Origin of the sequence: Mycetocola spongiae (assembly GCF_020424085.1) — a bacterium.
GTDB classification, from domain to species: domain Bacteria; phylum Actinomycetota; class Actinomycetes; order Actinomycetales; family Microbacteriaceae; genus Mycetocola; species Mycetocola spongiae.
In genome coordinates this window covers 572,973-599,533 of the sequence record NZ_CP080203.1, presented here as the reverse complement: position 1 = coordinate 599,533, position 26,561 = coordinate 572,973, and the positions used below count along the sequence as shown (strand labels likewise).

20 protein-coding genes are annotated in these 26,561 nt (G+C 68.8%); 3 read left to right on the top strand and 17 right to left on the bottom strand.

Annotated features, from left to right (window positions below):
- Positions 1-90: 90 nt before the first annotated feature.
- The 4 genes from KXZ72_RS02860 to KXZ72_RS02845 form a co-directional block, all read right to left on the bottom strand.
- Positions 91-966, bottom strand: coding sequence for a carbohydrate ABC transporter permease (locus KXZ72_RS02860; RefSeq protein WP_226082230.1), 876 nt, complete (start codon positions 964-966; stop codon positions 91-93).
- Positions 967-1,022: 56 nt separating this feature from the next.
- Entirely contained in the window at positions 1,023-1,874 is an 852-nt protein-coding gene (locus KXZ72_RS02855) for a carbohydrate ABC transporter permease (protein WP_226082229.1), read from the bottom strand.
- Between the two features lie 92 nt (positions 1,875-1,966).
- Complete coding sequence (locus tag KXZ72_RS02850; protein WP_226082228.1) at positions 1,967-3,301, bottom strand: ABC transporter substrate-binding protein; 1,335 nt, start codon at positions 3,299-3,301, stop codon at positions 1,967-1,969.
- Positions 3,302-3,352: 51 nt separating this feature from the next.
- Positions 3,353-4,468: an ABC transporter ATP-binding protein gene (locus tag KXZ72_RS02845; protein WP_226082227.1), complete on the bottom strand. Its 1,116-nt coding sequence runs from the start codon at positions 4,466-4,468 to the stop codon at positions 3,353-3,355.
- A gap of 268 nt (positions 4,469-4,736) precedes the next feature.
- Here KXZ72_RS02845 and KXZ72_RS02840 point away from each other — a divergent pair, with 268 nt between their 5' ends.
- Both KXZ72_RS02840 and KXZ72_RS02835 read left to right on the top strand, forming a co-directional pair.
- Positions 4,737-5,684 (top strand): ComEC/Rec2 family competence protein, encoded by a 948-nt coding sequence (locus KXZ72_RS02840; protein WP_226082226.1) that lies wholly within the window; start codon positions 4,737-4,739, stop codon positions 5,682-5,684.
- A 9-nt stretch (positions 5,685-5,693) separates the two neighbouring features.
- Positions 5,694-6,542, top strand: a complete 849-nt coding sequence (locus KXZ72_RS02835) for an aminoglycoside 6-adenylyltransferase (RefSeq protein ID WP_226082225.1) — start codon at positions 5,694-5,696, stop codon at positions 6,540-6,542.
- Between the two features lie 268 nt (positions 6,543-6,810).
- Here the strand turns inward: KXZ72_RS02835 and KXZ72_RS02830 are convergent, their stop codons facing one another.
- Positions 6,811-7,176: a hypothetical protein gene (locus KXZ72_RS02830; protein WP_226082224.1), complete on the bottom strand. Its 366-nt coding sequence runs from the start codon at positions 7,174-7,176 to the stop codon at positions 6,811-6,813.
- Positions 7,177-7,365: 189 nt separating this feature from the next.
- A complete protein-coding gene (locus tag KXZ72_RS02825) occupies positions 7,366-8,754 on the bottom strand; it encodes an aminotransferase-like domain-containing protein (RefSeq protein ID WP_226082223.1) in 1,389 nt (462 codons plus the stop codon).
- On the opposite strand from KXZ72_RS02825, the gene KXZ72_RS02820 reads away from it, so the two are divergent.
- A complete protein-coding gene (locus KXZ72_RS02820; protein WP_226082222.1) occupies positions 8,753-9,988 on the top strand; it encodes a benzoate/H(+) symporter BenE family transporter in 1,236 nt (411 codons plus the stop codon). The two genes, KXZ72_RS02825 and KXZ72_RS02820, sit on opposite strands and share 2 nt — an antisense overlap.
- Before the next feature lie 112 nt (positions 9,989-10,100).
- Here KXZ72_RS02820 and KXZ72_RS02815 read toward each other — a convergent pair whose 3' ends face one another.
- The 11 genes from KXZ72_RS02815 to KXZ72_RS02765 form a co-directional block, all read right to left on the bottom strand.
- Positions 10,101-11,348, bottom strand: a complete 1,248-nt coding sequence (locus KXZ72_RS02815) for a pyridoxal phosphate-dependent aminotransferase (RefSeq protein ID WP_226082221.1) — start codon at positions 11,346-11,348, stop codon at positions 10,101-10,103.
- A gap of 57 nt (positions 11,349-11,405) precedes the next feature.
- Positions 11,406-12,725, bottom strand: a complete 1,320-nt coding sequence (locus tag KXZ72_RS02810; RefSeq protein WP_226082220.1) for a C40 family peptidase — start codon at positions 12,723-12,725, stop codon at positions 11,406-11,408.
- 127 nt (positions 12,726-12,852) lie between these two features.
- Positions 12,853-13,452 carry a TetR/AcrR family transcriptional regulator gene (locus KXZ72_RS02805; RefSeq protein ID WP_226082219.1) on the bottom strand — a complete coding sequence of 200 codons (600 nt, stop codon included), beginning with the start codon at positions 13,450-13,452 and terminating at the stop codon, positions 12,853-12,855.
- 143 nt (positions 13,453-13,595) lie between these two features.
- Positions 13,596-14,717: a serine hydrolase domain-containing protein gene (locus tag KXZ72_RS02800; RefSeq protein ID WP_226082218.1), complete on the bottom strand. Its 1,122-nt coding sequence runs from the start codon at positions 14,715-14,717 to the stop codon at positions 13,596-13,598.
- 68 nt (positions 14,718-14,785) lie between these two features.
- Entirely contained in the window at positions 14,786-15,472 is a 687-nt protein-coding gene (locus tag KXZ72_RS02795) for a hypothetical protein (protein ID WP_226082217.1), read from the bottom strand.
- Positions 15,469-16,080 (bottom strand): signal peptidase I, encoded by a 612-nt coding sequence (locus KXZ72_RS02790; RefSeq protein WP_226082216.1) that lies wholly within the window; start codon positions 16,078-16,080, stop codon positions 15,469-15,471. The genes KXZ72_RS02795 and KXZ72_RS02790 overlap by 4 nt, the downstream gene beginning before the upstream one ends.
- Before the next feature lies 1 nt (position 16,081).
- Complete coding sequence (locus tag KXZ72_RS02785) at positions 16,082-16,855, bottom strand: SipW-dependent-type signal peptide-containing protein (protein WP_226082215.1); 774 nt, start codon at positions 16,853-16,855, stop codon at positions 16,082-16,084.
- Positions 16,856-16,963: 108 nt separating this feature from the next.
- Positions 16,964-17,524: an alternate-type signal peptide domain-containing protein gene (locus KXZ72_RS02780; protein ID WP_226082214.1), complete on the bottom strand. Its 561-nt coding sequence runs from the start codon at positions 17,522-17,524 to the stop codon at positions 16,964-16,966.
- A gap of 48 nt (positions 17,525-17,572) precedes the next feature.
- A complete protein-coding gene (locus KXZ72_RS14700; RefSeq protein WP_264159440.1) occupies positions 17,573-20,656 on the bottom strand; it encodes a DUF7507 domain-containing protein in 3,084 nt (1,027 codons plus the stop codon).
- A gap of 460 nt (positions 20,657-21,116) precedes the next feature.
- Positions 21,117-23,765 (bottom strand): LuxR C-terminal-related transcriptional regulator, encoded by a 2,649-nt coding sequence (locus tag KXZ72_RS02770; RefSeq protein WP_226082213.1) that lies wholly within the window; start codon positions 23,763-23,765, stop codon positions 21,117-21,119.
- Positions 23,749-26,367: a helix-turn-helix domain-containing protein gene (locus KXZ72_RS02765; protein WP_226082212.1), complete on the bottom strand. Its 2,619-nt coding sequence runs from the start codon at positions 26,365-26,367 to the stop codon at positions 23,749-23,751. Before KXZ72_RS02765 ends, KXZ72_RS02770 begins: the two co-directional genes overlap by 17 nt.
- Positions 26,368-26,561: the final 194 nt, after the last annotated feature.

Sequence of the window (26,561 nt, the reverse complement as noted above, 5' to 3'; positions counted from 1 at the left end):
CTGTCATCCCGAGAGTGCCAGGGCGTGACGGGTGCCACCGGAACCCGCATGTGGCGCGGGGCCCCGAGGATCAAGCCCGCGAAGGCCGGATTATTTAATCCCCGAGCGCAGGAAGCTATTAATAAACCCGCGCTGACCGATCAGGAAGGCCGCGAGCAGCGGCGCGATCACAATCACGGTACCCGCGGCCATCTTCGGAAAATCCATTCCCGTCTCCGGCGCGAGGAAACGCACCAGGCCCACCGTGATCGGGCGGGTGGTATCGGAGCTGGCCACGATCAGCGGCCAGAGGAAATTATTCCACTGCGTGGAGACCGAGACCAGGGCATAGGCGATCAGGCTCGGCTTGGCGGCCGGCACAAATACCTTCCACAGGATTTCCAGGCGCGAGGCCCCCTCGATCTTCGCGGCCTCCACAAGCTCCCCCGGTACGCCCATAAACGCCTGGCGCAGATAGAAGATGCAGAAGGCGCTGGCGATATAGGGCAGCCCGATTCCGGCCAGGGTATCCAGCAGCCCCATCCCGGCGATGGTGCGATAGTTCTCCGACATAAAAACCTCGGGGAAGATCATCAGCTGCACCAGCACAAAGATGAACAGGACGTTTTTGCCGGGGAAGGTGAAGCGCGCAAACGCATAGGCGGCGAGCGCGCCGATCACCAGCTGGGCGAGGGTGATGCCCGTGACCAGCAGGGTGGTATTGAGATAGTACTGGCCAAAGGGAGCCCTCTCCCAGGCGGAGGTGATGTTCTCCAGGCCGAAGTGTCCCCCCGCGCCATCCTCCACCAGGAAGGCGCGATAAAACACGTATACGAGGGGGGAGATCCAGAGCAGTCCCGCGATCCAGGCCACGACCATTTCCGTGCGGTCGGCGGCCGTGAGGATGCGCTCGCCGCGGGGCTTGCGGGCCCGCGCGGGCGCGGCGGAGGGCTTGGCGGGCGGGACGAGTGTGGCCGTTCCGGTCATGCGAACGGATATTCGATGCGGGTGGGCGGGGAGGGGTGAGTGCGCACCGGGGAATCCTAACGGTAGTGAATCTTGCGGTCGATGAGGCGGATCTGGATCACGGCGAGCGCGACCAGGACCGCCACCACCACCAGGGACATGGCGGCGGCATATTGGGGCCAGTGCTGCGCGAAGGACACCTTATAGATGTGATACAGCAGCAGGGTCGAGGCGTTATTGGGCCCGCCCTGGGTCATCACAAAAACAAAGTCCACCATCTTGATGCTGTCCGAGAGGGCCACGATCGCGGAAAAGAGCGTGGTGGGCAGCAGTAGCGGGAAGCTGACCTTCCAGAAGTGGCGGAACTTCCCGGTGCCCTCGAGACGTGAGGCCTCCTCCAGCTCGGGGTCGATGCCCTGGAGGCCTGCCAGATAGAAGATCATAAAAAAGCCCGCCTCCTTCCACACCATCATCACCATGAGCGAGGGAAGGACCAGCGCGGGATCGCCCAGCCAGTCCGGGGTGGGGAGCCCCAGGGAGCCGAGGATCGTGTTAAATACGCCGATATTGGGCTGGTAGAAATACATCCAGATCACGGCGATTGCGACCATTGGCAGGATGGCGGGGGCAAATACGCCCGCGCGCAGGAAGCCCTGCCCGCGCATCTTCTGGTGCAGCAGGACCGCGAGCCACATCGCGAGCCCAAGCGAGAGCGGGACGGTCAGCAGCGAAAACAGCAGGTTATTGGTGGCGGCCCGCAAAAACGTTTCGTCCTCGCCGAGCCGCGCATAATTTTCGAGGGTGAAGCCGCCGCCGCCGCGCTCCTGCATGCTGGAGAGGACGGAGCCGATGAGGGGCTTCACGGTGAATAGGGTGAGGAAGAAAAACGCCGGTATCAGCAGGGCGTAGGAGAAGGCCCGATCCGACATCCGCCGGGGCATTCGAAGAAGTGTTCGAATGCCCCGGCGAATCGGTGCGGGCCGCGCGACCGTATCAGTCATGGGGTGCGGCCTTAGGGGTGTTATTTGTGGCTGGAGAGGATCTTATCGATGGCGGCCTGGGCGTCGTCCAGGGCCGTTTTTGCATCCGCGGTGCCCAGGAGGACCGACTGCAGTGCGGGGGCGAGGGTTTCATAAACCACGCGGTCGCGGTCGAGCGTGGCCATCTCGGGGATGGCATCGGCGATCGCGGCGTGCGGGGCGGCCGCCTGCGGGAACTTCTTCAGGTGGTCCTGCATCGCGGTGGTATCCCAGGCGGCCTCGGAGGTCGCGATATAGCCGGACTTCACGGAGACATCCGCGGCCCGCTCGGGGGTGGTGAGGAAGCGGGCGAGGGTCACGGCGGCGGCGCGCTGCTCATCGGAGACTCCGGCGTTGAAGAGCATCAGGCTTCCGCCTCCCGTGGGGGCTCCCTGTCCGATATCCGCGGGAAGGGCGGATACTCCCCAGTCGAAGGTGGCCTTCTCCTGGATCGTGCCCATGCGGCCCGAGGTGGTCCAGAGCATTCCGGTGGTTCCGGCGAGGAAGTCATCGGTCGAGGTGCCCCAGGCAACCTCGGTATCCGGGGCGACCTTCTCGGTCTTGCCCAGCGAGGCCCAGAACTCGAGGGCCGCGACGTTCTCGGGGGTATTCAGCGTGACCTTATCTCCCGCGGGATTGGACAGCGCACCAAATCCTCCGGCCTGCTGCACGAGTGCCTGGTAAAGCCAATAGGCGGTTCCCGTGGAGGTGGGGATAAACAGGCCCCACTTGGCCTCGGCCTTTTCCTGCATGGCGTGTGCGGTGGCGAGGAGCTCCTCGCGGGTTGCGGGGCCGTGCTCGGGGTCCAGCCCGGCCTTGGCAAAATAGTCCTTATTCCAGTACTGCACGATCGTGGAGCGCGCGAAGGGCACACCCATGACGTGCTTATCGGCGGTGATCGAGTTGCTCATGAACTGCGGGTAGAACCCGTCAAGCCACTTCTTATCCTCATCGGTGGTGAGGTAGTCATCCCAGGAGGAGATGGCATCGCGGTCGGCGAGGTCCAGCATGAAGCTCTGGTCCATGATGGCCAGGGCGGGGGCCTTATTGGCGTCGATGGCGGTATTTACGGCCACGAGGGTCTGATCGTAATCACCCGAGTACACACCCTTGACCTTAATCTCGGGGTGCTCCTTTTCGAAGTCCTTCAGATAGCCATCAATGAGGGTGCCCAGGGTGCCCACCTGATCGGGATAATAAAAATCGATCGATACCTCCTTGCCGGAGGCGTCCCCGGTGGAGGACTGTGCGGGTGCGGAGCAGCCGGACAGGAAGAGGGCGGAGATCGTGGCGACGCCCGCCGCGGCAATCAGCGGGGTACGGAAACGAGGGGACATGAGGGGGTGGTGTTCCTTTCTGGAACGGTATGGGTGATGGAGGGGTGAAATTTAGGAGGCCAGCGCGATCACGGGGGCCGGCACGGGCGCAACCCGGTGCTCGCCCTCCGCGGCGAAGAGGTGCACCGCGGAGAGGGGGGCGCCGATCTGGACGGTCTCGGGGACCGGATCGCTCGCCCGCACGCGCACCCGCACCGTGGCCTCGGCCACGCGATAGCTCAGCACGCGGTCGGCGCCGAGCATTTCGCGGCGGCCGGCGAGGGCGGGCAGGGTGAGCTCGGAGGGGCCGGGCACGAGGTCCTCGGCGCGCACGCCCAGCAGCAGCTCCTCGGGCAGATCTTCGCGGTAGCGGGCGAGCAGGCGGGAGGCGTCGAGGCGCCGGCCATCGGAGAGCAGCAGCTCCCCCGGTGCCCCGCGGCGTACCGGAATGATATTCATCGGCGGCGAGCCGATAAAGCGCGCCACGCGGGCGGACGCGGGGCGGGCATAAAGCTCCTCGGGGCCGTCATGCTGGTCCACGCTGCCCTCGCTCATCACGATCACCCGGTCGGCCATGGTCATGGCCTCGACCTGATCGTGGGTCACATAGAGCACGGTGAGGCCGAGGCGCTGCTGCAGATCGCGGATCTCGGCGCGCATTTCGGCGCGCAGCCGGGCGTCCAGGTTGGACAGCGGCTCATCCATCAGGACCAGGCGCGAGCCGCCCACCAGCGAGCGGCCGAGGGCCACGCGCTGGCGCTGACCACCCGAGAGCTGACCCGGCTTGCGGTTCAGATACGGTTCCAGGTGCAGCTGCGTGGCCACCTCGGCGAGGCGGGCATCGCGCTCCAAACGCGAGACATGACGCACCTTCAGGCCGAAGATAATATTCTCGGCCACGCTCAGGTGCGGGAAGAGGGCATAGTTTTGGAAGACCATACCCAGGCCACGCTCGGAGCTGGGAATATTGGTGACATCGCGGCCATCGATCAGGACCTGGCCGCTATCGGGGCGGTCCAGCCCCGCGAGAATGCGCAGGGTGGTGGACTTACCGCAGCCGCTCGGGCCGAGGATCGCGGCGAATTCGCCATCGGGTACATCGATGCTCACCCCGTGCAGCACGCTGTGCTGGGTGCCGCGGGGGCCGGGGAAAGACTTGGAGAGATCACGGAGTGAAACGTCGGGCACGGGGGTCCTTAGTGGGGAGAGATAGGGGGCCGTTCGGCAGGACCAAACACGGGTTTGGCTGCCGGGAATACGGTCCCACATGGCCCGCAACGGGAGTACAGACGGGGCGCGGCCAAACGGTAAACGATGCGTGAATCTCCGTGGTTCCCGCGGCCGGGGCGGCCCCGCGGGCCGGATGTGGCCGCGCGCGCGGCCGGGGCGCAACCAAACGGTAAACGGTGCATGAACCCGGGTGGTGCGGCCGGGGGCCTGGCCTACGATGGGTCCCATGACGCTCATTACAGTCCATATCCTCGACGTGGGGCAGGGCAGCTGCGCGGTGATCCTCGCGGGCGACCGGGTCAGCGTGATCGACGGTGGCACCACCCGGGCGGCGCGCGAGCGTACCGATCCCGTGGCCTGGCTGCGCGGGCGCGGCATCACCGCGATTCACGACCTGATCCTCACCCACCTGCACCGCGATCACGCCCAGGGTTTGCTGGCCCTGGCCCGGGAATTCCCCGTGGGCCGCGCCTTTTTGCCCTATCCCCGGCTCACGCCCCCGCGCCGGCCCGCCCGCGCATATGGCGAGGTGGATGCCGATGTGGACTCCCCCGCCGGGCAATATCAACTGATCACCGAATATCGGGACCTGCTGAGCCTCCTGGAGGAGGCCGGAACCCCGGTGTCCGGGCTCGGATTTAGTGCGGAGGACAACCCCGTGCTGTGGGGCGAGGGCGCGGCGGTGCTGGAGCGCGTTTATCCGCTCCCCGGGGATCGCCCGGTCACCCCCGCGCTCGTGGACGCCCTGCCGCTCGCGCAGAGCGAGGAGCGCATCCTCTCCGTCCTGGACGAGCTCTCCGAGACCACTAACGCCGAATCGGCGGTATTTATCCTGCGCCTGCCCGGCGAACCCGCGGTGGTATTTGCCGGGGATCACTCCGGACCGGGCTCGGCCTGGGAGCGGATCGGGGCGCGCACGGACCTCGCCGGGGCGATCTGGGTGCTGCCCCATCACGGGCGTCCCGATGGCCCCCCGCCCGCGTTTTATCGCGCGCGCTCGCCGCGGGCCCTGATCGCCTCCCTCGCCGCCTCGCGCGCCGCGGAATGCGGCTCCTACTGGGAGGACCTGGCCGAGGATACCGGCTGCGAGGTGATGACCACGGCGCAGCCGCGGCCGCGCGTCGCCTGGCGCGGCGGCGGGCTGGAGGTCCGGGTGGACGCCGCCACTGGCTAGGCTGGGGGCATGGAAAACCCCGAGGAGCTGCTGGCTACCCTACTCGCGCTGGTGGGCGATCTGCCCGGCGTGGAGACCGTTGTCCTGACCGGAAGCCGCGCGCGGGATAGCCGCGTGGACGAATATTCCGATCTGGATATCGAGCTGATCGGCCCGGGCACCGCGGAGCTGATCGGCCGCGAGGACTGGCTCGCGCCGCTTGGCGAGATCCTCGTGGCCCTGCACCTGGCCAACGGCGGGCCCGGCGAACCCGAGTATCCCACCGTGCTTCTGGTGCTGGCAGGCGGGCGCAAAATCGATATCACGCTGGCACCCGTCCGCCGCCTGCGGGATCTGATCGCCCACGGCCTGGACGATACCTATCTGCGCGGCTATCGCATCCTGCACGATGAGGGTGGGCACGGCGCCGGGCTTGCCCCCTCCCGCGCCGGTATCCCGCGGCGCACCCCGCCCACCGCCGCCGAATTTGATCGCGCGCAGGCGGAGTTTTGGTTTGAGGCCACCCAGCTGCCGATCTATCTGGCGCGCGGGGATATGTGGCCCGTGCAGCTGCGCGATGCCGAGATGAAGGCGCGCCTGCTGGAAATGTTTGAGTGGCGCGCGCTCGCCGCGGACCCCGGGGTGGATGTCTGGCACGACGGCCATCACCTGCACGAGTGGCTGCCGGCCACGCTGTACTCGGATCTCTGGGAGGCCCATGCCGGGTTCCGCGCCGCCGATGCGTTGCGCGCGCTGCGGGTCACCGTGGATCTGTATGCGGAGGTCTCCGCGGAGGTCGGGGCCGCGCTGGGGCTGCCCACGCGCGCGGCGCTGCGGCCGCGGGTGCTGCGCCATATTGCGGCGGTCGCCGGGCGCTAGGCGTCGATCAGGATGCGCGTGGGGTGGGTCATCCGGCCGAACTGGCCCCGTGCGAATTGACCCAGCGCGAATTGGCCCAGTGTGAGTTGGCCCAGGGGCCGCGGGTGCTGTGTCATATTGTGCCGGGTGCCGGGTGCCGGGTGCTAGGCGTCGATCAGGATGCGTGCGGGGTGGGTCTTCCGGTCGAGTTGGCCCAGCGCGAGTTGACTCAGCGCGAGTTGGCCCAGGGGCCGCGGGTGCTGCGCCATATTGTGGCGGTCGCCGGTTATTAGGCGTCGATTAGAATGCGCACGGGCCGGGTCATCCAGCCGAGCTGACCCAGGGGCAGGGGCGGTCCATCAAAACGAAAACCGTGCTCGTGATACCACGCCGCGAGCCGCACCGGGTCGGAGCCCAGCGCGGGGCTGGGCTGCAGGCTCAGCTCCCACCCGGCGCGATCGGTGAGCTCGCAGAGCAGCGTGAGGGCGGCCCGGGCGAGGCCCCGGCCGCGCAGCGGATAGACCACCTGGATCAGATCCAGAATCACCTGCTCCCCGTGCCAGCGCAAACAGAGCTGGATGCGCGGATCCACCTCGCTGTGCACAGCGGCGCGGAGATCATCGAGGGTGCGGGGAATATCGGGTACTGCGGACATGCCATTTTCCGGGACCGGAGGCGGGTGGACGCGGGACACACCAATTCCACTCCGGACGACCTGGACTCGGCTCTGCGCTGCGCAGGAGAATCTGCGCGCCGAGGAGAAAACTCTCCTCGCGGGAGCGGGTCGTGTCGTGGCCCAGAACACTCGCGGGGGGCGAAGGCGCCGCGAGCAACCATCACCCTATCAGTTTTGCCGCGGCAATAATCCCCCCAGTCGCGCGAGGCCCTCGCGGATCTGCGGCTCCGAGGCCGAGCCAAAACTCAGGCGGATAAAGGGCGCCGGGGCCTCGTCCACAAAAAAATGCGCGCCGTTTCCCACCAGCAGGCCCGCCCGGCCCGCACTCTCGGTCAGGGCGGTCTCGTCCACGCTGCCGGGCAGCCGCACCCAGAGGTGCAGGCCCCCGAGCGGGACCGCGGCGATGCTCGCCCCGGGCAGGTGGCGGGCCACCTCGGCGCGCAGCGTATCGCGGCGGGAAATCAGCGCGGTGCGCAGGCGCTTCAGGTGTCCCCGCCACTGCGGGGACGTGACCAGTTCCAGCGCGGTCTCCTGCAGGATCCGCGGCACACACATATCATCGGCGAGGCGCGCTGCACGCAGGCGGGCGCCCGCGGGACCGCGGGCCAAAATCGCCCCGACCCGCAGGCTGGGGGCCGCGGGCTTGGACAGCGAGGTGATTGTGATCACGTGCCCGTCCGGGTCCTCGGAAAATAGCGGCGCCGGGGTACTGCCCTCGAGCCCCAGGTGCCGGGCCCAATCATCCTCCACGATAAACGCGCCGTGGGCGCGGGCCAGCGCGAGAATCCCGGCCCGGCGCGCGGGGCTTGTGGTGACCCCCGTGGGATTGGCATAGGTGGGTTGCAGATAGAGCAGTCGCGCCCCGGTGCGGATCAGGCATTCCTCAAGCAGATCCAGCATGATGCCCTCGCCGTCGCAGGGCACGGCCACCGGCTCCAGCCCCGCCGCCTGTGCCGCGATGATCGCGCCCGGATAGCTGGGGCTCTCGATCAGGAGCGGGCCGCCCGGGGTGCCCAGCGTGCGGAAAACAAAGGAGATCGCGAGCTGGCCGCCGGGCATCACGATCACATCCTCGGGATCGGTGCCGGCCTCGGCGGCAAATACCCGGCGCAGCTCGGGGATCCCGGTGGGCGGGGCCATATCCCAGGCCTGCGCGCGCTTCACCACGCGCGAGGCGGAGGATTGCAGGACCTGCCGCGGTTGCAGCTCGGCCGCAAGATAGCCCCAGGACAGCGGTAGGTCCGAGGCCTCGCCATAGGCCCCGAGCCGCGAGGCGCGCGCCGCGTCCACCCGGGCCCGCCCGAGGGGCACGGCCTGCCAGGAATAATCGGCGGCGTGATGCGCGCCGCGCGCGGCCACAAACGTGCCGCGACCCGGCTCGGTATAGGCGGTGCCATCGGCCACAACCTCGGTGATCGCGCGCGCCACCGTGACCGGGCTGGCCCCAAAGGCGGCGGCGAGTTCGCGGCTGGACGGGAGCCGATGCCCGGCGGGTCGGCCGCGGGCCGCGGCCCTCAGGTGCGCGGAAATCTCGGCCGATCTGCTATCGTGTTTCATGAAAACCAACGATAGCACTACTGCAACCGCGCGGATACCGATACTCCCCCGCTCCGATTTTTCAGCCTCCGCGGCGATCGCCGGGGTGATCTCGGTGCTCGTGAATTTCTCGGGCCCGTTTGTGATTATCCTGGAGGCCACGCGCGCCGCCGGCCTGAGCGAGGCGCAGACCGCGTCCTGGGTCTGGGCGCTCTGCCTGGGCTGCGGAATCTCCGGCCTGGTGCTCACGCTCTTCACCCGCGTCCCCGTGATCGTGGCCTGGTCCACGCCCGGCGCGGCCCTGCTGATCGCCTCGCTGGGCGGCTTCTCCTTCTCCGATGCCGTGGGCGCCTTTTTGGTGGCGAGCCTCGCCGCCGCTGCCTGCGGATTCAGCGGACTATTTGGCGCGATCATGGATCGCGTGCCCGCTCCCCTGCTCTCGGCGCTGCTGGCCGGAATCCTGCTGCCCTTTATCGTGCGCGCCGGCAGCGGGCTGGTCACGGCCCCGGTGCTTGCCGGCGCGGTGCTGCTCGCGTTTCTCCTGGGGCGGCGCTATCTGGAACGCTATGCCGTGGTGCTTGCGCTCGGCGCGGGGCTGCTGGCGGCGGCGCTGACGGGTTCGTTTCGGCCGGTGATGGTGGAATTTTTACCCACCATGCCGGTCTGGACCACCCCCACGTTTAACCCGGCCGCGCTGATCGGCATCGCCCTGCCCCTATTTATCGTGACGATGGCCGCGCAAAACGCCCCCGGGCTCGCGCTGCTGCGCGCGGAGCACTATGTGGTGAACGAGCGCCTCCTGGTGGGCGGCATCTCCACGGTCTCGGCCCTGCTGACGCCCTGGGGTGGGCACGCGATAAACCTCGGCGCGATCACCGCGGCCATCTGCACCGGGCCCGAGGCCCATCCCGATCCCGCGCGCCGCTATGTGGCGGGCATCTCCTCGGCGCTGGCCTATCTGCTGGCGGCCCTGGGCGGAGGGGTGATCGTGGCCGCATTCCGCGCGCTGCCACCCGAACTGGTCTCGGCGCTGGCCGGGGTTGCGCGGCTCTCCTCCGCGCTCACGGCGCTGGCCGGCGCGGTGGGCACGGGCGGCGGCGCGGCCATTCCGGCGCTGCTGACCCTCGCGGTCACGATGTCCGGGATCGTGATCCTGGGCGTGGGGAGCGCATTCTGGGGCCTGCTGATCGGGGCGCTCGCGACGCCCCTGCTGGCGCGCCCTAAAACAGGGCGTCGTCCTCGTCCGGCAGCTTAATAAACGTGCACGACGGGCACCTCCAGTAGAGGTGCCCGCCGCTGCTCACCACGGCCATGCGCACACCGCACGTGCGGCAGGTGATGTTCTCCAGGGCGCTGGCCATTGCCGACTACTGCCGGTAGGAGGACAGGAAATTGCCCAGGCGCTCAATCGCGACGCTCAGATCCCCCGCGGGGGGCAGCGTCACGATGCGGAAGTGATCCGGGGTGGGATAGTGGAATCCCGTGCCCTGGACCACCAGGATGCGCTCCTGCAACAGCAGATCCAGGACGAATTTTTCGTCATCGTGGATCTCATGCACATTGGGGTCCATCCGCGGGAACGCATAGAGTGCACCCGCGGGCTTGACCACCGAGACGCCCGGGATCTCGTTGAGCTTGGTGACCGTGGTCTCGCGCTGCTCATAGAGCCGCCCGCCGGGACGGATCAGCGGGTCGATGCTCTGATAGCCACCCAGCGCCGCCTGGATCGCAAATTGTGCGGGCACATTGGCGCAGAGCCGCATCGTGGACAGCAGGGAGATGCCCTCGATATAGCTCGCTGCGCGCTCGCGCGGACCGGTGATGATCATCCAGCCCGAACGATAGCCGGCGATGCGATAGGTCTTGGACAGGCCGTTAAACGTGATGCAGAGCACATCGTGGGCGAGCGTGGCAATCGAGATATGCTCGGCGTCATCGTAGAGAATGCGGTCGTAGATCTCATCGGCAAAAATGATGAGGTCGTGGCGGCGGGCCAGATCGGCCAGCGCCGTGAGCGCCTCGCGGCCGTAGACGGCACCCGTGGGGTTATTCGGGTTGATCACCACGATCGCGCGCGTGGAGGGCGTGATCTTGGACTCGATATCGGCGATATCGGGCTGCCAGCCGCGCTCCTCATCGGTGTTGTAGTGCACGGCGGTGCCGCCCGCGAGGGTCGTGGACGCGGTCCACAGCGGATAATCGGGGCTCGGCACCAGGACCTCATCGCCCGGATCCAGCAGCGCCTGCAGCGTGAAGGTGATCAGCTCGGAGACGCCGTTGCCCAGATAGACGTCGTTCACGTCAAAGGCGGGGAAATTCTCGCGCACCTGATAGTGGTTCACGATCGCCCGCCGGGCCGAGAGCACACCGCGCGAATCCGAGTAGCCGCTGGCCGCCGAGAGCGTGGCGATCATGTCCTGCACGATCGCGGCGGGGGCCTCAAAACCAAACGGGGCGGGGTTGCCGATATTCAGGCGCAGGATCTTATGGCCATCGGCCTCAAGTCGGGCGGCATGATCGTGAACCGGACCGCGGATATCGTAGAGGACATTCGCAAGTTTGGCGGACTGTTTGATGGGACGCGGTGCGCGCGTGAAATTTTCCTGTGCTGACACCCCACTTACTCTACTCCGCGCCGCGGGAGGAATGCGACAGCCCGCGGCGATCCAGGCCTAGCCCGCGGGGCGGCCCAGCATCGGCACGAGGTTATGGGTGCGCACGGGAGAGACCTTCACGCGTTCGCCGGGCTGCGGGGCCTCCACCATCTGGCCATTCCCGATATACATCGTGGTGTGATACATCGCCTGGCTATTGGTGCCGCCGCCGGGGCCGTAGAACAGCAGGTCGCCGGGGACCATGCCGCCCGAGACCGGGCGCAGCCGGCCCACCGCGGTCATCTGCCGGTACTGGGCGCCCACCGTGTGATAGCCGATATTTACCCCGGCCTGGCGGTAGGCGATCATGGTCAGGCCCGAGCAGTCCCACATGCTGGGCCCCTCGCCGCCCAGGACATACCATTTGCCCACCTGGGCGAGCGCAAAGCTCACGGCACTCGTGGCCGCGGAGGAGGGCCCCACGGGAGCCCCGCCGCCCGCGGGAGGCGTGACCACCGGCGGCGTGCTGCCGCCGCCCGAGGCGGGCGGGCGCGGCGCGGGCGTGGTGGGCCGGGCCGCGGCGGCCTCGCGGGCCGCCTGCACGGCCGCGGCGCGCTGGGCGGCGGCCTCGGCCTCGGCGGCGCGGCGGCGCTGCTCCCCCTCGGCAAATTTCTGCTCCAGGGTGGCGGTGCCATCCTGGAGGAACTCCAGCTGGGTTTGCAGGGTGGCCGCGTGTTCCTGCTGGCCGGCCAGCGCGGCATCGGCCTCGGAGGCCGCGCGCGAGGCAGCGGCGCTGGTGGACTCCGCCCGGGCGGCGGCGTCGCGGCGCGCGGAGGCGGCCACCGCGGCCTGCGCCTCCAGCGAGTCCACCTCATTGGCGGTCTGGGTGGCGCGGGTGATCAGGGCTGTCTGGCCGGAGGAGAGCTTCTCCATGGTGCCGAGGCGGTAGAGCAGATCGGCGCTATCGCCGCTCTCGGTGAGGAGGGTGGTGCCCACGCCCACGCCCGCGCCTCCCGAGCGGGCCAGCTGCGCGGCGAGCGACCCGAGATTGCGGGAGGACTGCGCGGCGGCGGTGCGCGCGGCCTCCAGCCGGGCGGCGAGGGAATCCACGGTGGCCTGCGCCTCGGCGAGATTCTGTTGGGCAACCTGCGCGGCCTCGCCGGCCTGGAGTGCGGCGATACCGGCGGCATCGGCGGCGGATTGGAGGCCCGAGAGCAGGCCCTGAAGGCGGGTGACCTCGGCCTGGGTGGCGGCGGTATCGGCGCGCGCCGATTGCACATCGGCCCAGGAGGGATAGTCGCTGCCGGGGGTGGCGAGGGCGGGCGCGGAAAGGCCCACCGAGGTGAGGCCAATCGCGGCGGCGATACCCAGTGCGGTGCAGCGGCGGCGAATACCCATGAATGCTCCCCAATTTTAAAATACGTAGGCCGGCCTCCGGGACCGGCCCGGGGCGTGGCACAAAATTTAGGCTAGCATCCACTTTCCGACACGCACAGGGGCGGTGGCGGAATTTTTTTGGCGCGCACTAGGGTGCGGCGAGGCCAAAACCGGCCAGGGTGATACCGGTGAGGCGCTCCCAGCCACCCTCGGCTCCCGCGCCATCGGTGCCCCGGTTTAGGCCCGCGGCGGCGAGCAGGAGTAGGCCAAGATCCTCGGGTCGCATGCCGCGCACGGCGCCGGCCTCCACGGCGGCGCCCACCAGGCGGGCGCGCGCCGCGCGCATCCGGGCATGCTCGTTGATAAACACGGTTGCGGTGGGGGTGAGCCCCTCGATCAGCAGATCGGAGAGGGCACGATCCGAGGCCTGCTCCCCCAGCAGGAAATAGATATAGGAGGAGAGGGCGCGGGCGGGATCGGTGCGGGCATGCTCCGCGGCGGCCTCGGTGATATCGGCCAGATAGGCCACGCGCTCGCCCAGCACGGCCACGATCAGGTCGGCCCGGGTGGGAAAGCGGCGATAGAGCGTGCCGATTCCCACGCCCGCACGCCGCGCGACGTCCTCGAGGGAGGCGGCGGTGCCGTGCTCGGCAAAGAGGTCGGTGGCCACACCCACCAGCAGCGCGCGATTGCGTTCGGCGTCGGCCCGCAGGGCGCGGGGGGCCGGGGCAGCACCCGAAGTTGTCATAACAAAAGAGTAGCGCACGGGCCGGACCGCCTCCTCCGCTTGGATGCCGCGCTGGCGGATCGATCCGGGGCCGGGCCTACGGGGTGGCGGATCGACCCGGGGTGGGTCTACGCGGTGGCAGATCGACCCGGTTGCGGATCAACTCAGAGGCAGACCAGCTCGGAAACCGCGCGCTGCAACGGGAAAACATTGGCGCGCGCCCGCCCCGGATGCACCCGATTGGTGAGCAGTACCACGGCCGAACCGGCGCGCGGATTCACGGTGAGCATGGTGCCCGTGAACCCGGTATGGCCCAGCCCGGGAACCGCGCCCATAAACTCGGCGTCCCCCACCCGGAAGCCCGCGGCCTGCCCAAAGCGGCCCGCGGCATTTTCGGAGAAGATCTCCGGGGTGGACAGCATGCGCACGGCCTCCGCGCTGAGCACCCGGCCGCCGCTGCCCATGCCGTCGTTGATGATCATCTCCCCCAGCAGCAGGGCATCACTCGCGGGGGCAAAAAGCCCCGAATTGCCGGCAACGCGGCCCAGCCCGTGGGCGAGCTCATCGTGCACGCTCCCCCAGACCAGGCCGCGGTGCGGCTGAATCTCGGTGGCCACGGAATCCGCGGGATCCACCGGGCCATAGCCCGCGAAGCGGGTGCCCAGCGGGCGCAGGACACGCTCGGTGACCAGCGTGCCCAGATCCCGGCCCGTGACGCGCTCCAGGATCACGCCGATCGCGTCATAGCCGATGCAGGAATATTCATGCGCCGCCTCGGGCAGGCGGGCCAGCGGCATCCCCAAAACCCGGGCCCAGAGCTCCCCCGGATCGGCGATACTCTCCCAGAGCGTGGTGGTGGCGGGCAGGCCCGAGGAGTGCGCAAGCAACTGCCGCAGCGTGATCGTTGGGGCGCCCGGGCCGCTGCCGACCGCCAGGATCGGGGCCACCGGGGCATCGGGGTCGATCAGTCCCGCGTCGATCACGCTCAGCGCGGTCACGGCAATAAACAGCTTGGAGAGGGAGGCGAGGTCAAAGCGGGTATCCGCGGTGATCGGGATGCCCGGCCTGTCCGCCTCGCCCCCGGGGGAATACCCCGCGGAGGTGGTGCCCCGCAAAAACTCGATGCGCTCGCCCGCCGGGGTGATCCCGGCCACCGCGAGTGCCGAGCCGGGGATGCGCCCCGGGATGTTATGCGAGGCCGGATCGGCCCAGATCTCGGCGAGGATCGCGTGGATCTGGGCGGCGGTGCGGGGCGTCCGCGACGGGGTGGTGGCGGCGAGAGACACGGGAACTCCTTTTGATCACCGCGGAATCCCGCGCACCGGATCGCGGCGCGCGGGACCACCCGGGTAATCTATGACGGATCGGGGGTATGTCCCTCCACACTACTCCGGCGGCGACGCAAAACGAGCCCCGTGCAGGCCAGCGCCGCGCCGCCCAGGGCCAGGGGAATCCACGCGCCCGCCCCGGTAGCGGCCAGCGGCGCGGAGGTTCCCTGCGCCGCGGGCGAGGACGCATCGCCCCGGCCCGCGGTGGGCGTGGCCGGTTGTGTCTCGGTATCTCCGCGCAGCAGCAGCCGCACGTCGAAGGACACCGATACCGCCTCGGGGGTATCCGCGCCGTAATTTCCGGAGGTGGCCGAGACCGGGAACGCATAGCTCAACGGAATCGTGGTGTGTGCCCCACGCGGAAGCTCCACCGAGAGCAACCGCGCGGAACGGTCCAGGCGCTCCCGAATCGGCACGTCGTTAATCACAAAATCCGAATAATAGGCATCGGCGGCGTTTCCGGTCACGGCGATATTCACAAGCTCCGCGGTGAGCACCGCGGGCCCCGGGCCGTCATTGCGCACCGTGAACTCGCGCGCCCCGGAGTCCCCGGGTACCACGCGCAGGTTATCAAAGGCGGGCCGGGTGAGGCTGCTGCTATAGGTTCCGGTGGCGTCCCAGGACAGCGCGATGGCCTCCGGGGCGGGGGATGGTGTGGCCGCGGCCAGGGAGAGGGCGAGGATTCCGGCGGCTGCGCCGAGGGGTCCAATCATGATCGCGTCCTTTGCTGCTGTGGGGAGAGTGAGGGGGTGGGGGTGGTGGTGCGGGGGCGCCGCAGGAGGGATGCGGCACCCCAGGCCAGCAGGCCGATACCCAGCGTGGCGATCAGGGGGCCGCGCGCGGCATCCGGAATGGCCCGGGTGAGATGGCCCACGAGGGGAACCGCGTAGAGTACCCGGCCGCGCACCTGCTCCCCCGCGATCGGCTCATCCGCGGCACCATTGGCATCGCCGCGGGTAATAAAGCCGATCCCGGCATCACCCACGGTCTTGGCGATCACCCGATGCGTGATCAGGATGGGGTTGCCGGAGACGGGCTGAAACGTGACCACATCGCCCACCTCGATCAGGTCCGGGGTGGTGCGCTGGCTGATGACCATATCCCCGGGGCGGTAGAGCGGCTGCATCGATCCGCTGAGGATGGTGAGGGGGACGGCGTCCACGAGCCGCGGAACCACCACCACGGCCAGGGCCACCGCGATCACCACGGCCGCGATGCACCAGCCGATGCCGCGCCGCATGCCGCCCCAAAAAGAAACGTCGCGGGCGGCGGCGGGTTCCGCCCTCCGCTCGGCGGCGCGGGGCTCGGTCAGGACGCTCATGCTAGTCGCCGATCGGCGCGCGGAAGGTCTGGGCGGAGAAGGTGAGGGTGGCATCGGCATCACGATCGGCGTCGCTATACCCCAGCCGGGCGCTCCAGGAGTCCTCGGCGCTCACGGCCTCCCGGGTGCCGCGCGAGGTGACCGCGTCGCCCGAGGCCTGCACGGTATTGGTATAGGTTCCCACGCCCGAGGCGCTCAGGCCGAGGCACAGATATTCGCTGGCCGGGGCATCCCAGGATGCGGTGGAATAGGCGGCCGAGACCAGGGTGCGGTCGGCGATGCCGGCGCCCAGCAGCGGCCCGCTATACGCGGTCACCGCAGAGGGATCGGCGAGGGCCCGGGCGCTGCACTCGGCAAGGGCGGGGACCCGCACGATGACCAGATTCAGCGCGGAGAGCAGGCCCGTATCCTCGCCCACCGCCACGATATCGTCCAGGCGATAGGACAGGCCGCGGTTGCCCTGTGACTGGCCGTCCACCCGAATGCCCACCACATGGGTCTGGCCATCGGCGAGCGGGGACACGGAGGACCCGCCCAGGGCGGCACCCAGCGAGAGGGTCACCCGGCCATCGCCATCCGTCTCGATCGCGCGCATCACGGGGGGCGCGGAGAGGGTCTGCGGGGTGCCGGCACCCACGGCAAAATCGATGCCGCCGCCGCCGAGTTCGGCACTACGGGAGGCCTGATCGGACCACAGGGCCCAGGTGCCGACACCCACGGCGCCCAGCGTCGCGCCCAGGGCGAGGGCTGCGGTCGCGGCAATTATGCGTTTCATCGGACGGGCCTTTCGGGAAAAACTGAGGGTGGGGAGAAGAAGCCGGCCGCGCGGCTCGGAGTGGGGGAGGTGGGATGAATCGCGCGGCCGGAGTGGGACACGAAGGACCTAGCGGTCCTGCGTGAGCGTGAAGGTGATATCGCCCAGGGCCGCCTGTGCATTGGTGCGCACGCGGTCCGCGGTCTCGCCATCAAAGGCGAGCGTGATCGTGACGGTCAGGTTTCCCGGGGTCACATCAAACTCGGTGGGGGTGCCCAGGGCCACGCCCGTGGCATAGGGGGTATTGCCATCGGCGCTGCTGACCGAATAGGTGGCGCTGACACCCGAGCTGGCGGCGGCCAGGGCGCCGGTCAGGCCGGTGGCCGAGACATCCAGAATGCCGGCGATATTATCTCCGGTGAGGGTCACCGCAACATCCTGGGTGCGGGTGATCACATCGCCCGGGGTGGTGAGAAAATCGGCGGGGTCGTCGATGGCCACGGGGGCGTTGTGCTCGGGCGAGGCATCGGCCCAGGCCACGGTCGGCGCGGCGGTGATCTCGAGGTTACCGGCGGTGATCGTGCCGCCGCTTACCTCGGCGGAATTGGACCACAGGGCAAACGAGGAGCCGCCCGCAAGCAGGCCCAGACCGAGGGCGCCGACGATGATTCCGCGAGTGGAGTTTTTCATGATATTTCCTTTTCTGAACTGAAATTGGGGAGGATGATGCTGCAAAAACTAGGGGCGGGTGGGAAGAAGCGGGCGCACCGGCGCGGTGGCCGTACACGTCATGCTCTCCCCCACCGCGAGGCGATAGCCGCCCTCGGCCGGGGTGACCGGGCAGGTGAGGCTCGCCGCGGCGATCCGGTCATCGGTCACCACGATGTTCTCCACGGGAAGAAGACCGGTATTGGAGACCAGATATGTCCAGGTGATCGGCGTTCCCGCGGGGATAAGCGCCCCCGAGGCCACCTCGGCGCCGTTCGGGGAGAACCAGGCCTTCTTGACCACGGAGATTCCCGCCTGCACATTACTGAATACGCAGGAGGTAATCGCCCCCGCACGCGGTATCAGCACATCGTCAAGGAAATCGGCATCCCCCGCGCCCTCCGCCTGGCAGACCAGGGAGTCCAGGGCAAAACCGGACGGTCCCGAATCCTCGGACAGGGTATAGGAGCTACCCGGGCGCACGGTCAGGACGGGCGCATCCGCGGGTGCGGCACCGGGGGTGCTCAGCGCGGGAACTCCCGCGTTGATCGATTCCCGATCCGGGGTGGCTCGCAGGGTCCAGTCGGCGGGCACCGCCGCGCTACCGGGCTGCGCCCGGACCAGCTTGGCGAGCCGAAGCTCCGCGGTGACCTGCACCGCGAGGCAGCGCACATGTGCACCCAGGGGTACCGTGACCGAACCGCTCTCCCCCACCTCCGGCAGATCGGTCCAGGAATCGGGGGCGGTCTGGATGGAGCAGGACCAGGAGCCGGTGGCCCCGCGGACCGGCTGGGTGCCGGGAATAATCGTTTGGATATAGGTGGGCTCGGGGGCGAGTGCCGCAAGCACATAGGCGCTGCCGGGGGTGACCGCGACCGTGGTCGCGGGGGTTCCCGTGCGTCCGCTGGCCACGGTCGCGGCCGAACCATTGGGGCCGGTGGCGGTGAGGGTCCAGGCGGAGGGCAGGGCCGGGCCGTTTTGGACCGTGTTCAGCAGCGTCAGCGTGGACGTGCAGGCGTAGTTATTAATGATCGTGAACACGTTCGCGCCCGCGCCCAGGGTTTTCTCCCCCAGGCCCGTGGGTCCACCCGCGGCGGCCACGCAGCCCACCGGGATCCCCGAGAGATTCTGCTCCCCCAGGACGATGCGATCGCCCTGGCTAAAGCCGGTAACCACGGAGCCGAAGGCGTGTGCCCCGCGCTCGCCGAGGGTGGCCCGGGCATCACCAAACGGCTGCTCGCCGTGGGCATAGGTGGTGCCGTTCACGGTCCACTTCTTCAGGACCTGCACGGTCGCCGCGGGCATCACCTGATTACGGTTGATCACGGTGCAGTTCACGGCCTTACCGGCGATGGCGTCCACCGTGAAGCCCGTGCTGCCCACATTGGTTACGGCCACCGCGGTGGCACCGGCATCGGTGCTACAGACGGCGTTTTTTCCGCCCTGCTGGCGCAGGACGTGATTGGCGCGCTGCGTCTCGGTGATCGTGACGGCGCGGGTGCCATTGGCCGGCAGGGCGTCGATGCGGAAGCTCAGTGCGCCGGTGTTTTCGGCGGTCAGGCCGGTCGCGGGGGTCGCATTGGGTCCGGCGCCGAAGGTCCATCCGGCGGCGGGGGTCGGCTCGGTTGTGGCCGATTCCACCAGCTTGGTGACGTTCACGGTGCCCGCACACTGGCCCGAGGCCAGCGTCTTCAGGGTCGCGGAGAGGGTCGTGTAATTGGCGGTGGTGGTGTAGTCGATATCCGCGGTGGGGCCGGAAATGGCGCGCAGATTATCCAGGGAGGAGGACACCCCCGAGCCGATACCGATGCTCATCACCTTGGTGCCCGCTGCCTTCAGCTGGTTGGCGCTAAAAATCGCCTGCTCCAGCTCGCCAAAGCCCGTGCTATCACCGGGGCCCACGCTGGAACCGCTTGGGCCCGAGAATGACGGACTGCCATCGGTCAGGACCAGGAGCAGATCCAGCGGGGCCGCGGCATTGGCCGCGGAGACCGCGCGCAGCCCGGCATCCCAGTTGGTGCCGTTACTGGCGGGGACGGTCAGGTTTTTGACCTTATCGCGCACGGTCGTGGCCCCGGCGGAGGAGGCAATGCTGGTGAGCGCGAGCGCGCCATTGCCGGAGCCCTTGGAGGGCGAGTCCTCGCCAAACGTCCAGACTCCCATCCGGGTGGGGGTGCCGGCGAGGGCGTCCACAAACCCGGTGGCGGCGGTGCGCAGGTTGGCCTCCTGGGAGTACAGCGAGCCGGATACGTCCACAAGCAGACCCACGTTCAGGCCGCAGCGCGGTGCGGGCTGGGGGTTATTCAGCGAGTTCTGCCACGTGCCATAGCTGCGGGTGGACGCGAAGGTACCCGAGGAGAGGGGGTAATTGGTGGAGCGATCCCGCACCGTATCGGAGGAGGATACCCGGAAGGAATACGCCGAGTTTGCGATATTTGCCCCCGAGGAGGACTGCGTATTCAGCACCGGATTGGCGGTATAGCCGGCGGGTGCGCTCAGCTGCACAACCCACGGGGTGATGCCGTTATTTACCCCGGCGGGGATCTGGCGGGGAAAAAAGCCACTCCAGTCCCAAGAGCTGCTCTGCGTCTCCGGGATCGTAAACGTGCAGTAGCCATCGGCGGCGGTCACACACGTGGCCCAGGGCTCGGTGCGCTGCGTGGTGGGGGCGGAGCTGCCGTTAAAGAGCGCAAAAACACCGCCCGCGACGGGGCCTATCGTGCCGTTCGCGGCGCGGATGCCGCCGCTTTTCACCCGGATGACGGCGGTATTGGTGGCGGCCGCGAGGGTCGTGGCGGTGGTTTCAGGTGCGGGTGCGGGGGCCGGTGCCGACCGCTGGGCGGGCGCGGATCCCGGGACCTGTGCCGAATCGGGGGAAGGCGCGGGCTCGGGTGCCGCGGTGGGGGTCTCGGGGGCCGCGGGTACCGGTTCGGGTTCCGCGGTGGGGGTGGGGGCCTCGGGCCGTGACTCCTCGACCACCGCGGACCGGAAGCCCTCATCGCGGGGTGCGCCGGCGGGATCGGGTGCCGCGGCGGCACCGATCGACGCGGATCCGGCGATGACCGCCAGGACCACGGCGGCGATCGCCGTAATTTTGATTCTGCTGTGTTTCACGAACCCTCTACCCTTCACACACGGAGGGCGGCACTGGGGATCGGTGTTGCCTCTCGCGTTCCTCCCAACCTAGAAAGTGGGTACGCGGGGAACAATGCGTATAGCTACGCGTTTTTGGCGTGGCGCCGCGCGGGGGGCGCGTAAAAAACCCGAAATCCTACGCGCGGGCGCGCAAAACACTACTCGGGGCCCGGTTTTCCGCCCCCGGACGGGGGAAGGGGGGCGGCGTGATTACGCGCGTGTACCGCGCTCGGGGGACAGTGTGGGGTGGGGTGCGGGCAGGCCCGGTTGGCGCCCGGTTGAGAGGCAAGTGGGGCCCGCTCGGCGCGGGGCTAGGTGGGCTCGCTCGACGCGGCCGCACTGAGGGTTCTGTCGTCGCCGGGACGAGGTGGGTCCGCCCGGCGCGGGGCTAGGTGGGTCCGCGCCGGCGCGGGTCGAGGCGGGCTCACCCGGCGCGGGGCTAGGCGGGTTCCGGCGAGCGGATCGGCTCGTCCGGCTCCGCGCGCAGCGACGCGCGCGAGTCCAGGCCCAGCTTTTCCAGGATGCGCTGCACGTGTCCGTCCACCGTGCGATCCGAGAGCGAGAGCTCGCGCGCCACCTCGCGGCTGCTCATGCCGCGCGCGATGAATCGGGCCACCTCGGCCTCGCGGGCCGTGAGTAGCGCGCGGGCACGCGCGGTGCCGAGCATCGTATCCAGCGCGAGCGCGGCCGGCTCCACTCGGGCGAGGAGGGTCAGCGCCCGGCGCTGCAGGTGGCGATCGGGGGTCGCGCGCAACCGCAGGAAACAATCGCCCAGCGCCCCCGCGGCGATATAGTCCAGGCGATATTCCAGCGCCACCTCGGCCGCGCGCAGGGAGGCGTGGGGATCGCGCGCCAAGAGCGCCGTGGTGAGCGCATGGGAGGCGATTCCCACCGGATCGCTGGCCGTCGCTGTGGCCTCGTGCAGGGCCTCCAGGGCCCCGTCCGCCTCCATCCGCAGCAGCAGGATCAGCGCCTGCACCTGCGCCGCCCGCGGACCATTTGCCGCGGAGGACCGCGCAATCTCCCAGAGCGCGTTTACCCGGATGGCCTCCGGCTCGCCCTCCCGGGCATAGGCGGCATAGGCGCGCGCGAGCCCGTCCAGCAGCGGCGTGCCCGGATAATCCAGCGAGTCCAGCTCGGCGATATACGCGGCACCCAGCGCCGAGTCCCCCGCGTGTACAGCCAAAAAGGCGGCAAAGGAGAGAGTCATGGGCCGCACCCGCTGGGAATCGGAGATCCGGGTCAGCACCACCCCCGCGCGCGCATGCTCCTGGGCGCGCGGGGTATCGCCGTGTTGCAGCGCCTGGACCGCGCGCGTGAGTTCCACCAGCCCACCCAGACCCTCGATCCACGGGGCGGGTTCGGCATGGAGCCGGGCAAGCTCATCCCAGCGCGCGCCATAGGTCAAAAATATTGCCAGGCGCGCATAAACATAGCCGCCATAATTGGCGAGGTTATCCCGGGAGCGCATGGTGTCAAACGCGTGGCGCAGCTTTGTGATCCCGGGATCAAAATCCCCGAGCGACGCGAGGATCTCCCCCTCGACCAGATCCAGCAGCAGATCCTCCTCGTGGATCGGCTCGGCCTCGGGGCGGCGCGGCGGGATCTCGGCGAGGGCATCACGATAGGCCCCGCGCGCCATCGTCAGCAGCGGCACCAGGATGGCCTCGGCTCGCCGCGAGTATTCACTCTGCTGCTGATCATCCTCGCGATCGCTTGCCTGCTGCCATTCGGAGAGCGCGGGGAAAAGATCCTCCGAGCCCTGCCCGGTGATGAAATAGATCTGCGCGAGCAGGGACATCGCGCGCTGGCCGTCCTTGGCGTTGATGCCGCGGGTCAGCGTGAGGCGCAGCGTATACAGCGCCGTGGATACCTCGCCGCGGCCAAAATGGGCGCGTGCCCGCTGCAGTTCCAGCCCGATCGCGAGGTCCTCGCCCTGGCGGCGGGCGATGGCGTCCAGCGCCAGCTCGGGCCGGTTAATATGATTCGCGAGGATCGCCAGGTTCAGCAGCACCGCGTTCTCGGGGGTTCCCCCGCACTCGATGGTCCACAGGATATAGCGGCGGATCGCCTCGGGGCCGCGCGGTTCGGGAAGCGCCGGAAATACCCGTTCCCAGAGCACCCGGCTCTGCGCGGGGGTAATAATCTCGCGCAGCAGATCCGCGGTGATGCCGGGGCGAACCCGCAGCAGGCGGGCCGCGGTATCCCCCGGGTCCACGCTCAGGATCTCGGAGGCGCGCAGGGCGCGCACCGGCACGGCCCCAAAAAGATCCACCAGCGTGGCCTCCGGGATGGCATGGGCCAGCGCCACGGCATAGAGCGCATCGCGCTGCTGGGGTTCCTGATCCACGAGACGCGAGCGCATCTCCAGCCGGGTGAGGGAATCCAGGCGCGGGGGTGAGCGGAAGAGCCAGACCCCGTCCTGGCATGCGAGCGCGCCGTTCCCGGTGGACTCCTCGAGCACGCGGCGCAGAATCTCCGGGTTGCCGCCGCTGATGCGGCTCAGGTCGTTAATAAGCGTCCACGGCGTGATCCCGTGCAGCGCCTCGCGGGCGAGCGCCTCGACCTCGGCATAATTCAGCCCCGAGAGCGCAAGAAGTTCAATCAGCCCCTCCGCGAGCAGGCCCCGAAACTCCGCCGGCAGCTGGGAGACCGAGCGGCAGAGCATCAGAAGCCTCACGCCGGGTTCGGTGGCAATCCGGGCGAGCAGCCCCGCGCTCGCGGGATCCAGGTGGTGCGGGTTTTCCACGATGATCGCGGCGGGTGCGGGATCGGCCCCGGGCTCGGCGCGCAGGCTCAGCCGCAGGGCGTGGAGCGCGAGGAGCGGATCGGGCTCCACGTCCGCGGGAAGCGTCGTGAGATAGGGGGCGAGCACCGCGAGCGGGGCGCCGCGCAGCGTGCGATTCCCGATCACCGTGATGGAGCGCGTGATCTCGGCGGCACCCAGCACGCTGCGGGCAGCGGACATCAGCCCAAAGCCATTGCTATCCATGAGGCACAGGCCCACCAGGCCCGGATCGCGCAGGATCTCCGCCCCGCGGCGCGCATGCAGGTCGGTGCGCGGGCCCACGCTATCCGGGAAGAACACGCTCGGCCCCTCCCCCATCGGCCGCGCGAATATCCACGGGAGGCCGGAACGCCGCATAGAGTTCCGCGCGCGAGCCCACCCCGAGGGTGCGATAGAGCCGCTGGACATGTCCCTCGGCGGTGCGCGGGGAGATGCCCAGCAGGGCCGCGATCTCGCGATTTTTCAGGCCGCGGTTCAGCGCCTCGAAGATCGTATTTTCGCGCTCGTTGAGGGTGATGCCGCGCACCGGGGCGGCCGCCGGGATAAACGTATTCCGGGTGGGCATATCGCCGTGGGTCTCGCCGGGATCGGAGGTAAAAAACGTGCCCATGCCCAGCGCATCCCCGAGCAGGATTCCCGCTCGAATCGTGGGTCCCGGCTCATAGAGCGCCGTGGCAAAAACGCCGCATACCTGCGCGAGTGGGCCGGAGTTGCGGCGCACCGCACCCTCGATCGCGGCATCGATGCGCAGGCGCTGGGCGGGATCCAGCGCGCCGATCCGCTCCTGTACGGGGCGGTTAAGCAGGGTGCGGATCAGGCCGGAGGCGGCAAAGAGCTCAAAGCCGTATTCCCCGCGGGCGTGATGCCCGGCACCGATCTCGTGATAGAGCGCCACGGCGGCCGGGGCGGAAAGATCGGCGGCATTACGCAGCGCGAGCAGGATCGTGGCCAGGAACCGGGAGAACTGCGGGATTCCGGGAACATCAAAGCGGGCACTCTCGATCCGGAAGCGCTCCTGGATCTGCTCCACCGAGTCCCGCTCGCTCACCCAGGTTTCCCCCGGGACCGGCGAGAGCGAGGCCGAATGGTGCTGTCCCAGCATCGAGCGGGCGCACGCGAGCGGATGCTGCGCGGCGAGGGTATCCCCGCGCAGATACAGCACCAGCCCCTGCGCCATCTCGGCGAGCCCGGACACCAGCCCGCCGGCCTCGGGATAGGTATGCCGGCGACGCGAGACAAGCGCATGGCATTCGTCCCAGTGGCCGGAGAGGAAAAAGATGCGCCACATCACCACGGCGGCCACATCGCGCAATTCGGGGCTGGGCCCCTCCTCGCTGCCGGTATAGATCCGCCGGGCCAGGGCCAGGCCCTCGCGCTGGCGGCCGCGCACGCACAGCGCCTCGGCCACCAGCAGCGCGGTGACCTGCACCTCCGGAAGTTCGGCGGTGGAATCGGCGACCACCTCGGGATCGCGCAGATGCGCCTCCCCCTCGGCGATCATGGCATCAAACTCGGCGCGGTGTTCGAAGAGCAGCACGCGGGCGAGATCGCGGCGCGCGCGATCCCGGTCGTTGAGCACGGCGGCGTCCAGCCGGGCCAGCACGCCGGCCGCTGCCTCGGGATCGCCGTGGTTTTCCAGCTCGATCAGGAACTCCTGGAAGAGCGCGGCGGAATTGCCGGGCAGCGAGCGCAGCCGGGCGAGCGCGGCGGGGATCTCGCCGAGCTGGCGGGCGTTGCGCGCGTGCAGGAGGCATTCCTCATCGCTTCCGCGCGCATAGTCCAGGAGCGCATTGGAGAGCCGCGGCCGATGCCCGTTGCTGGCATCCGCGGCGGCCGCGAGGATCCGGGTATCCCCGGGCTCGATGCCCGCCTGGAGGCCGCGCAAGACCACATCGGGTTCGGTCTCGGGCTGCGGGAGGAAACCCGATTCTCGCCAGATATCGCGGCGTTCGGCCTCGTCCACAAGCGTGCGCATGGCGGCGGCGGTGGCGATATTGGCCGCGGCATAGAGGGTGCCGTCGATGCTCGCCTGGATCAGCTCCGCGGCCTCAAGCGCGGCGAGGTTTTCCTCGCCAAACGCGGCGCTCAATTCCGCGCCGGGCTGTGGTCCCAGGATGGCGACCCGGGCCAATAACGCGCGTTGTGGCGTGGGTAGGGTGCCCACGGCCCCGAGTAATCCGCCCGAGGACAGCGGCTCCTCGGCCCAGTCGCGTTCCTCGTCCAGCGTCCAGTGATCGCCGGTGAGGCGCAGCCAGCCGCCACGCACGGCCTGATCACACAGCATGCGCAGCAGCGCGGGGTTGCCCCCGGCTGCCTGCAGGAGCCACTCGGCCACGCGGCGCGGCACCAGCCCTCCCAGATAGCTTTCCACCTGGGCGGTCACGGTGCTGGCGCCCAGTGGCTCTAGCTCCACGGTTTCCAGCACCTGGGTCGCCGCGAGCGAGAGCAGCACCGCCTGGGTGGCCACATCGGGGCAGGTGATGAGCGCACCCATCCGGCCGGAACCCAGCAGCGTGCCCAGCAGCGCGGCGCTCAGCGGATCGAGCTGTTCAAAATTGAGGATATAGAGGAGTACGGGGCGCTCGCCCGCCTCGCCGAGCACGGTGTCCTCGAAGCGGCGGAGGATGCTCAGCGGGGAGTCCTGCGGGGATGCGGCCCCGCCGAGGGCGTGCTGAATCGCAAAATAGGGGGTGTCCTGGCCGAAGTGGGTTCCGCGGATGCGGACGATCCGGTGGGTTTCGGCGAGCGAGGCCGCGATGGCCATGCCCGCGGTGCCGATTCCGGAACCGGCGGAGCCCTGGAGGACCAGGACCGCGTGGGGGTGGGTGCGGAAGCGGGTCAGGGCGTGGGTGATCGCGGTGTCTTTTTGGTCGTCAAACCAGGGTATGTCGTGATGATGCATGGGGTATTCCCGTCGGGCCGGGTAGCTCGAATTAATGGGGTCCCGGGTGGACCTCATTTTAACCGCCCCATCCCTCTCTTCTTCCGGTGGATGCGGGGGAGCACAAATACGCGGACAAAAGACGGGACTGTTGCCCCTTAGCGTACAGCGAGTTTGCTCTTTTGGATCACCCCCGTTTTGGGTACCTTGTGTTA

Excerpts from the sequence above, each read along its gene's own strand:
- KXZ72_RS02860 (WP_226082230.1), bottom strand. The coding sequence starts at position 966 with ATGACCGGAACGGCCACACTCGTCCCGCCCGCCAAGCCCTCCGCCGCG.
- KXZ72_RS02855 (WP_226082229.1), bottom strand. The coding sequence starts at position 1,874 with ATGTCGGATCGGGCCTTCTCCTACGCCCTGCTGATACCGGCGTTTTTC.
- KXZ72_RS02850 (WP_226082228.1), bottom strand. The coding sequence starts at position 3,301 with ATGTCCCCTCGTTTCCGTACCCCGCTGATTGCCGCGGCGGGCGTCGCC.
- KXZ72_RS02840 (WP_226082226.1), top strand. The coding sequence starts at position 4,737 with ATGACGCTCATTACAGTCCATATCCTCGACGTGGGGCAGGGCAGCTGC.
- KXZ72_RS02835 (WP_226082225.1), top strand. The coding sequence starts at position 5,694 with ATGGAAAACCCCGAGGAGCTGCTGGCTACCCTACTCGCGCTGGTGGGC.
- KXZ72_RS02830 (WP_226082224.1), bottom strand. The coding sequence starts at position 7,176 with ATGTCCGCAGTACCCGATATTCCCCGCACCCTCGATGATCTCCGCGCC.
- KXZ72_RS02820 (WP_226082222.1), top strand. The coding sequence starts at position 8,753 with ATGAAAACCAACGATAGCACTACTGCAACCGCGCGGATACCGATACTC.
- KXZ72_RS02825 (WP_226082223.1), bottom strand. The coding sequence starts at position 8,754 with ATGAAACACGATAGCAGATCGGCCGAGATTTCCGCGCACCTGAGGGCC.
- KXZ72_RS02810 (WP_226082220.1), bottom strand. The coding sequence starts at position 12,725 with ATGGGTATTCGCCGCCGCTGCACCGCACTGGGTATCGCCGCCGCGATT.
- KXZ72_RS02805 (WP_226082219.1), bottom strand. The coding sequence starts at position 13,452 with ATGACAACTTCGGGTGCTGCCCCGGCCCCCCGCGCCCTGCGGGCCGAC.
- KXZ72_RS02795 (WP_226082217.1), bottom strand. The coding sequence starts at position 15,472 with ATGATTGGACCCCTCGGCGCAGCCGCCGGAATCCTCGCCCTCTCCCTG.
- KXZ72_RS02790 (WP_226082216.1), bottom strand. The coding sequence starts at position 16,080 with ATGAGCGTCCTGACCGAGCCCCGCGCCGCCGAGCGGAGGGCGGAACCC.
- KXZ72_RS02785 (WP_226082215.1), bottom strand. The coding sequence starts at position 16,855 with ATGAAACGCATAATTGCCGCGACCGCAGCCCTCGCCCTGGGCGCGACG.
- KXZ72_RS02780 (WP_226082214.1), bottom strand. The coding sequence starts at position 17,524 with ATGAAAAACTCCACTCGCGGAATCATCGTCGGCGCCCTCGGTCTGGGC.
- KXZ72_RS02765 (WP_226082212.1), bottom strand. The coding sequence starts at position 26,367 with ATGCATCATCACGACATACCCTGGTTTGACGACCAAAAAGACACCGCG.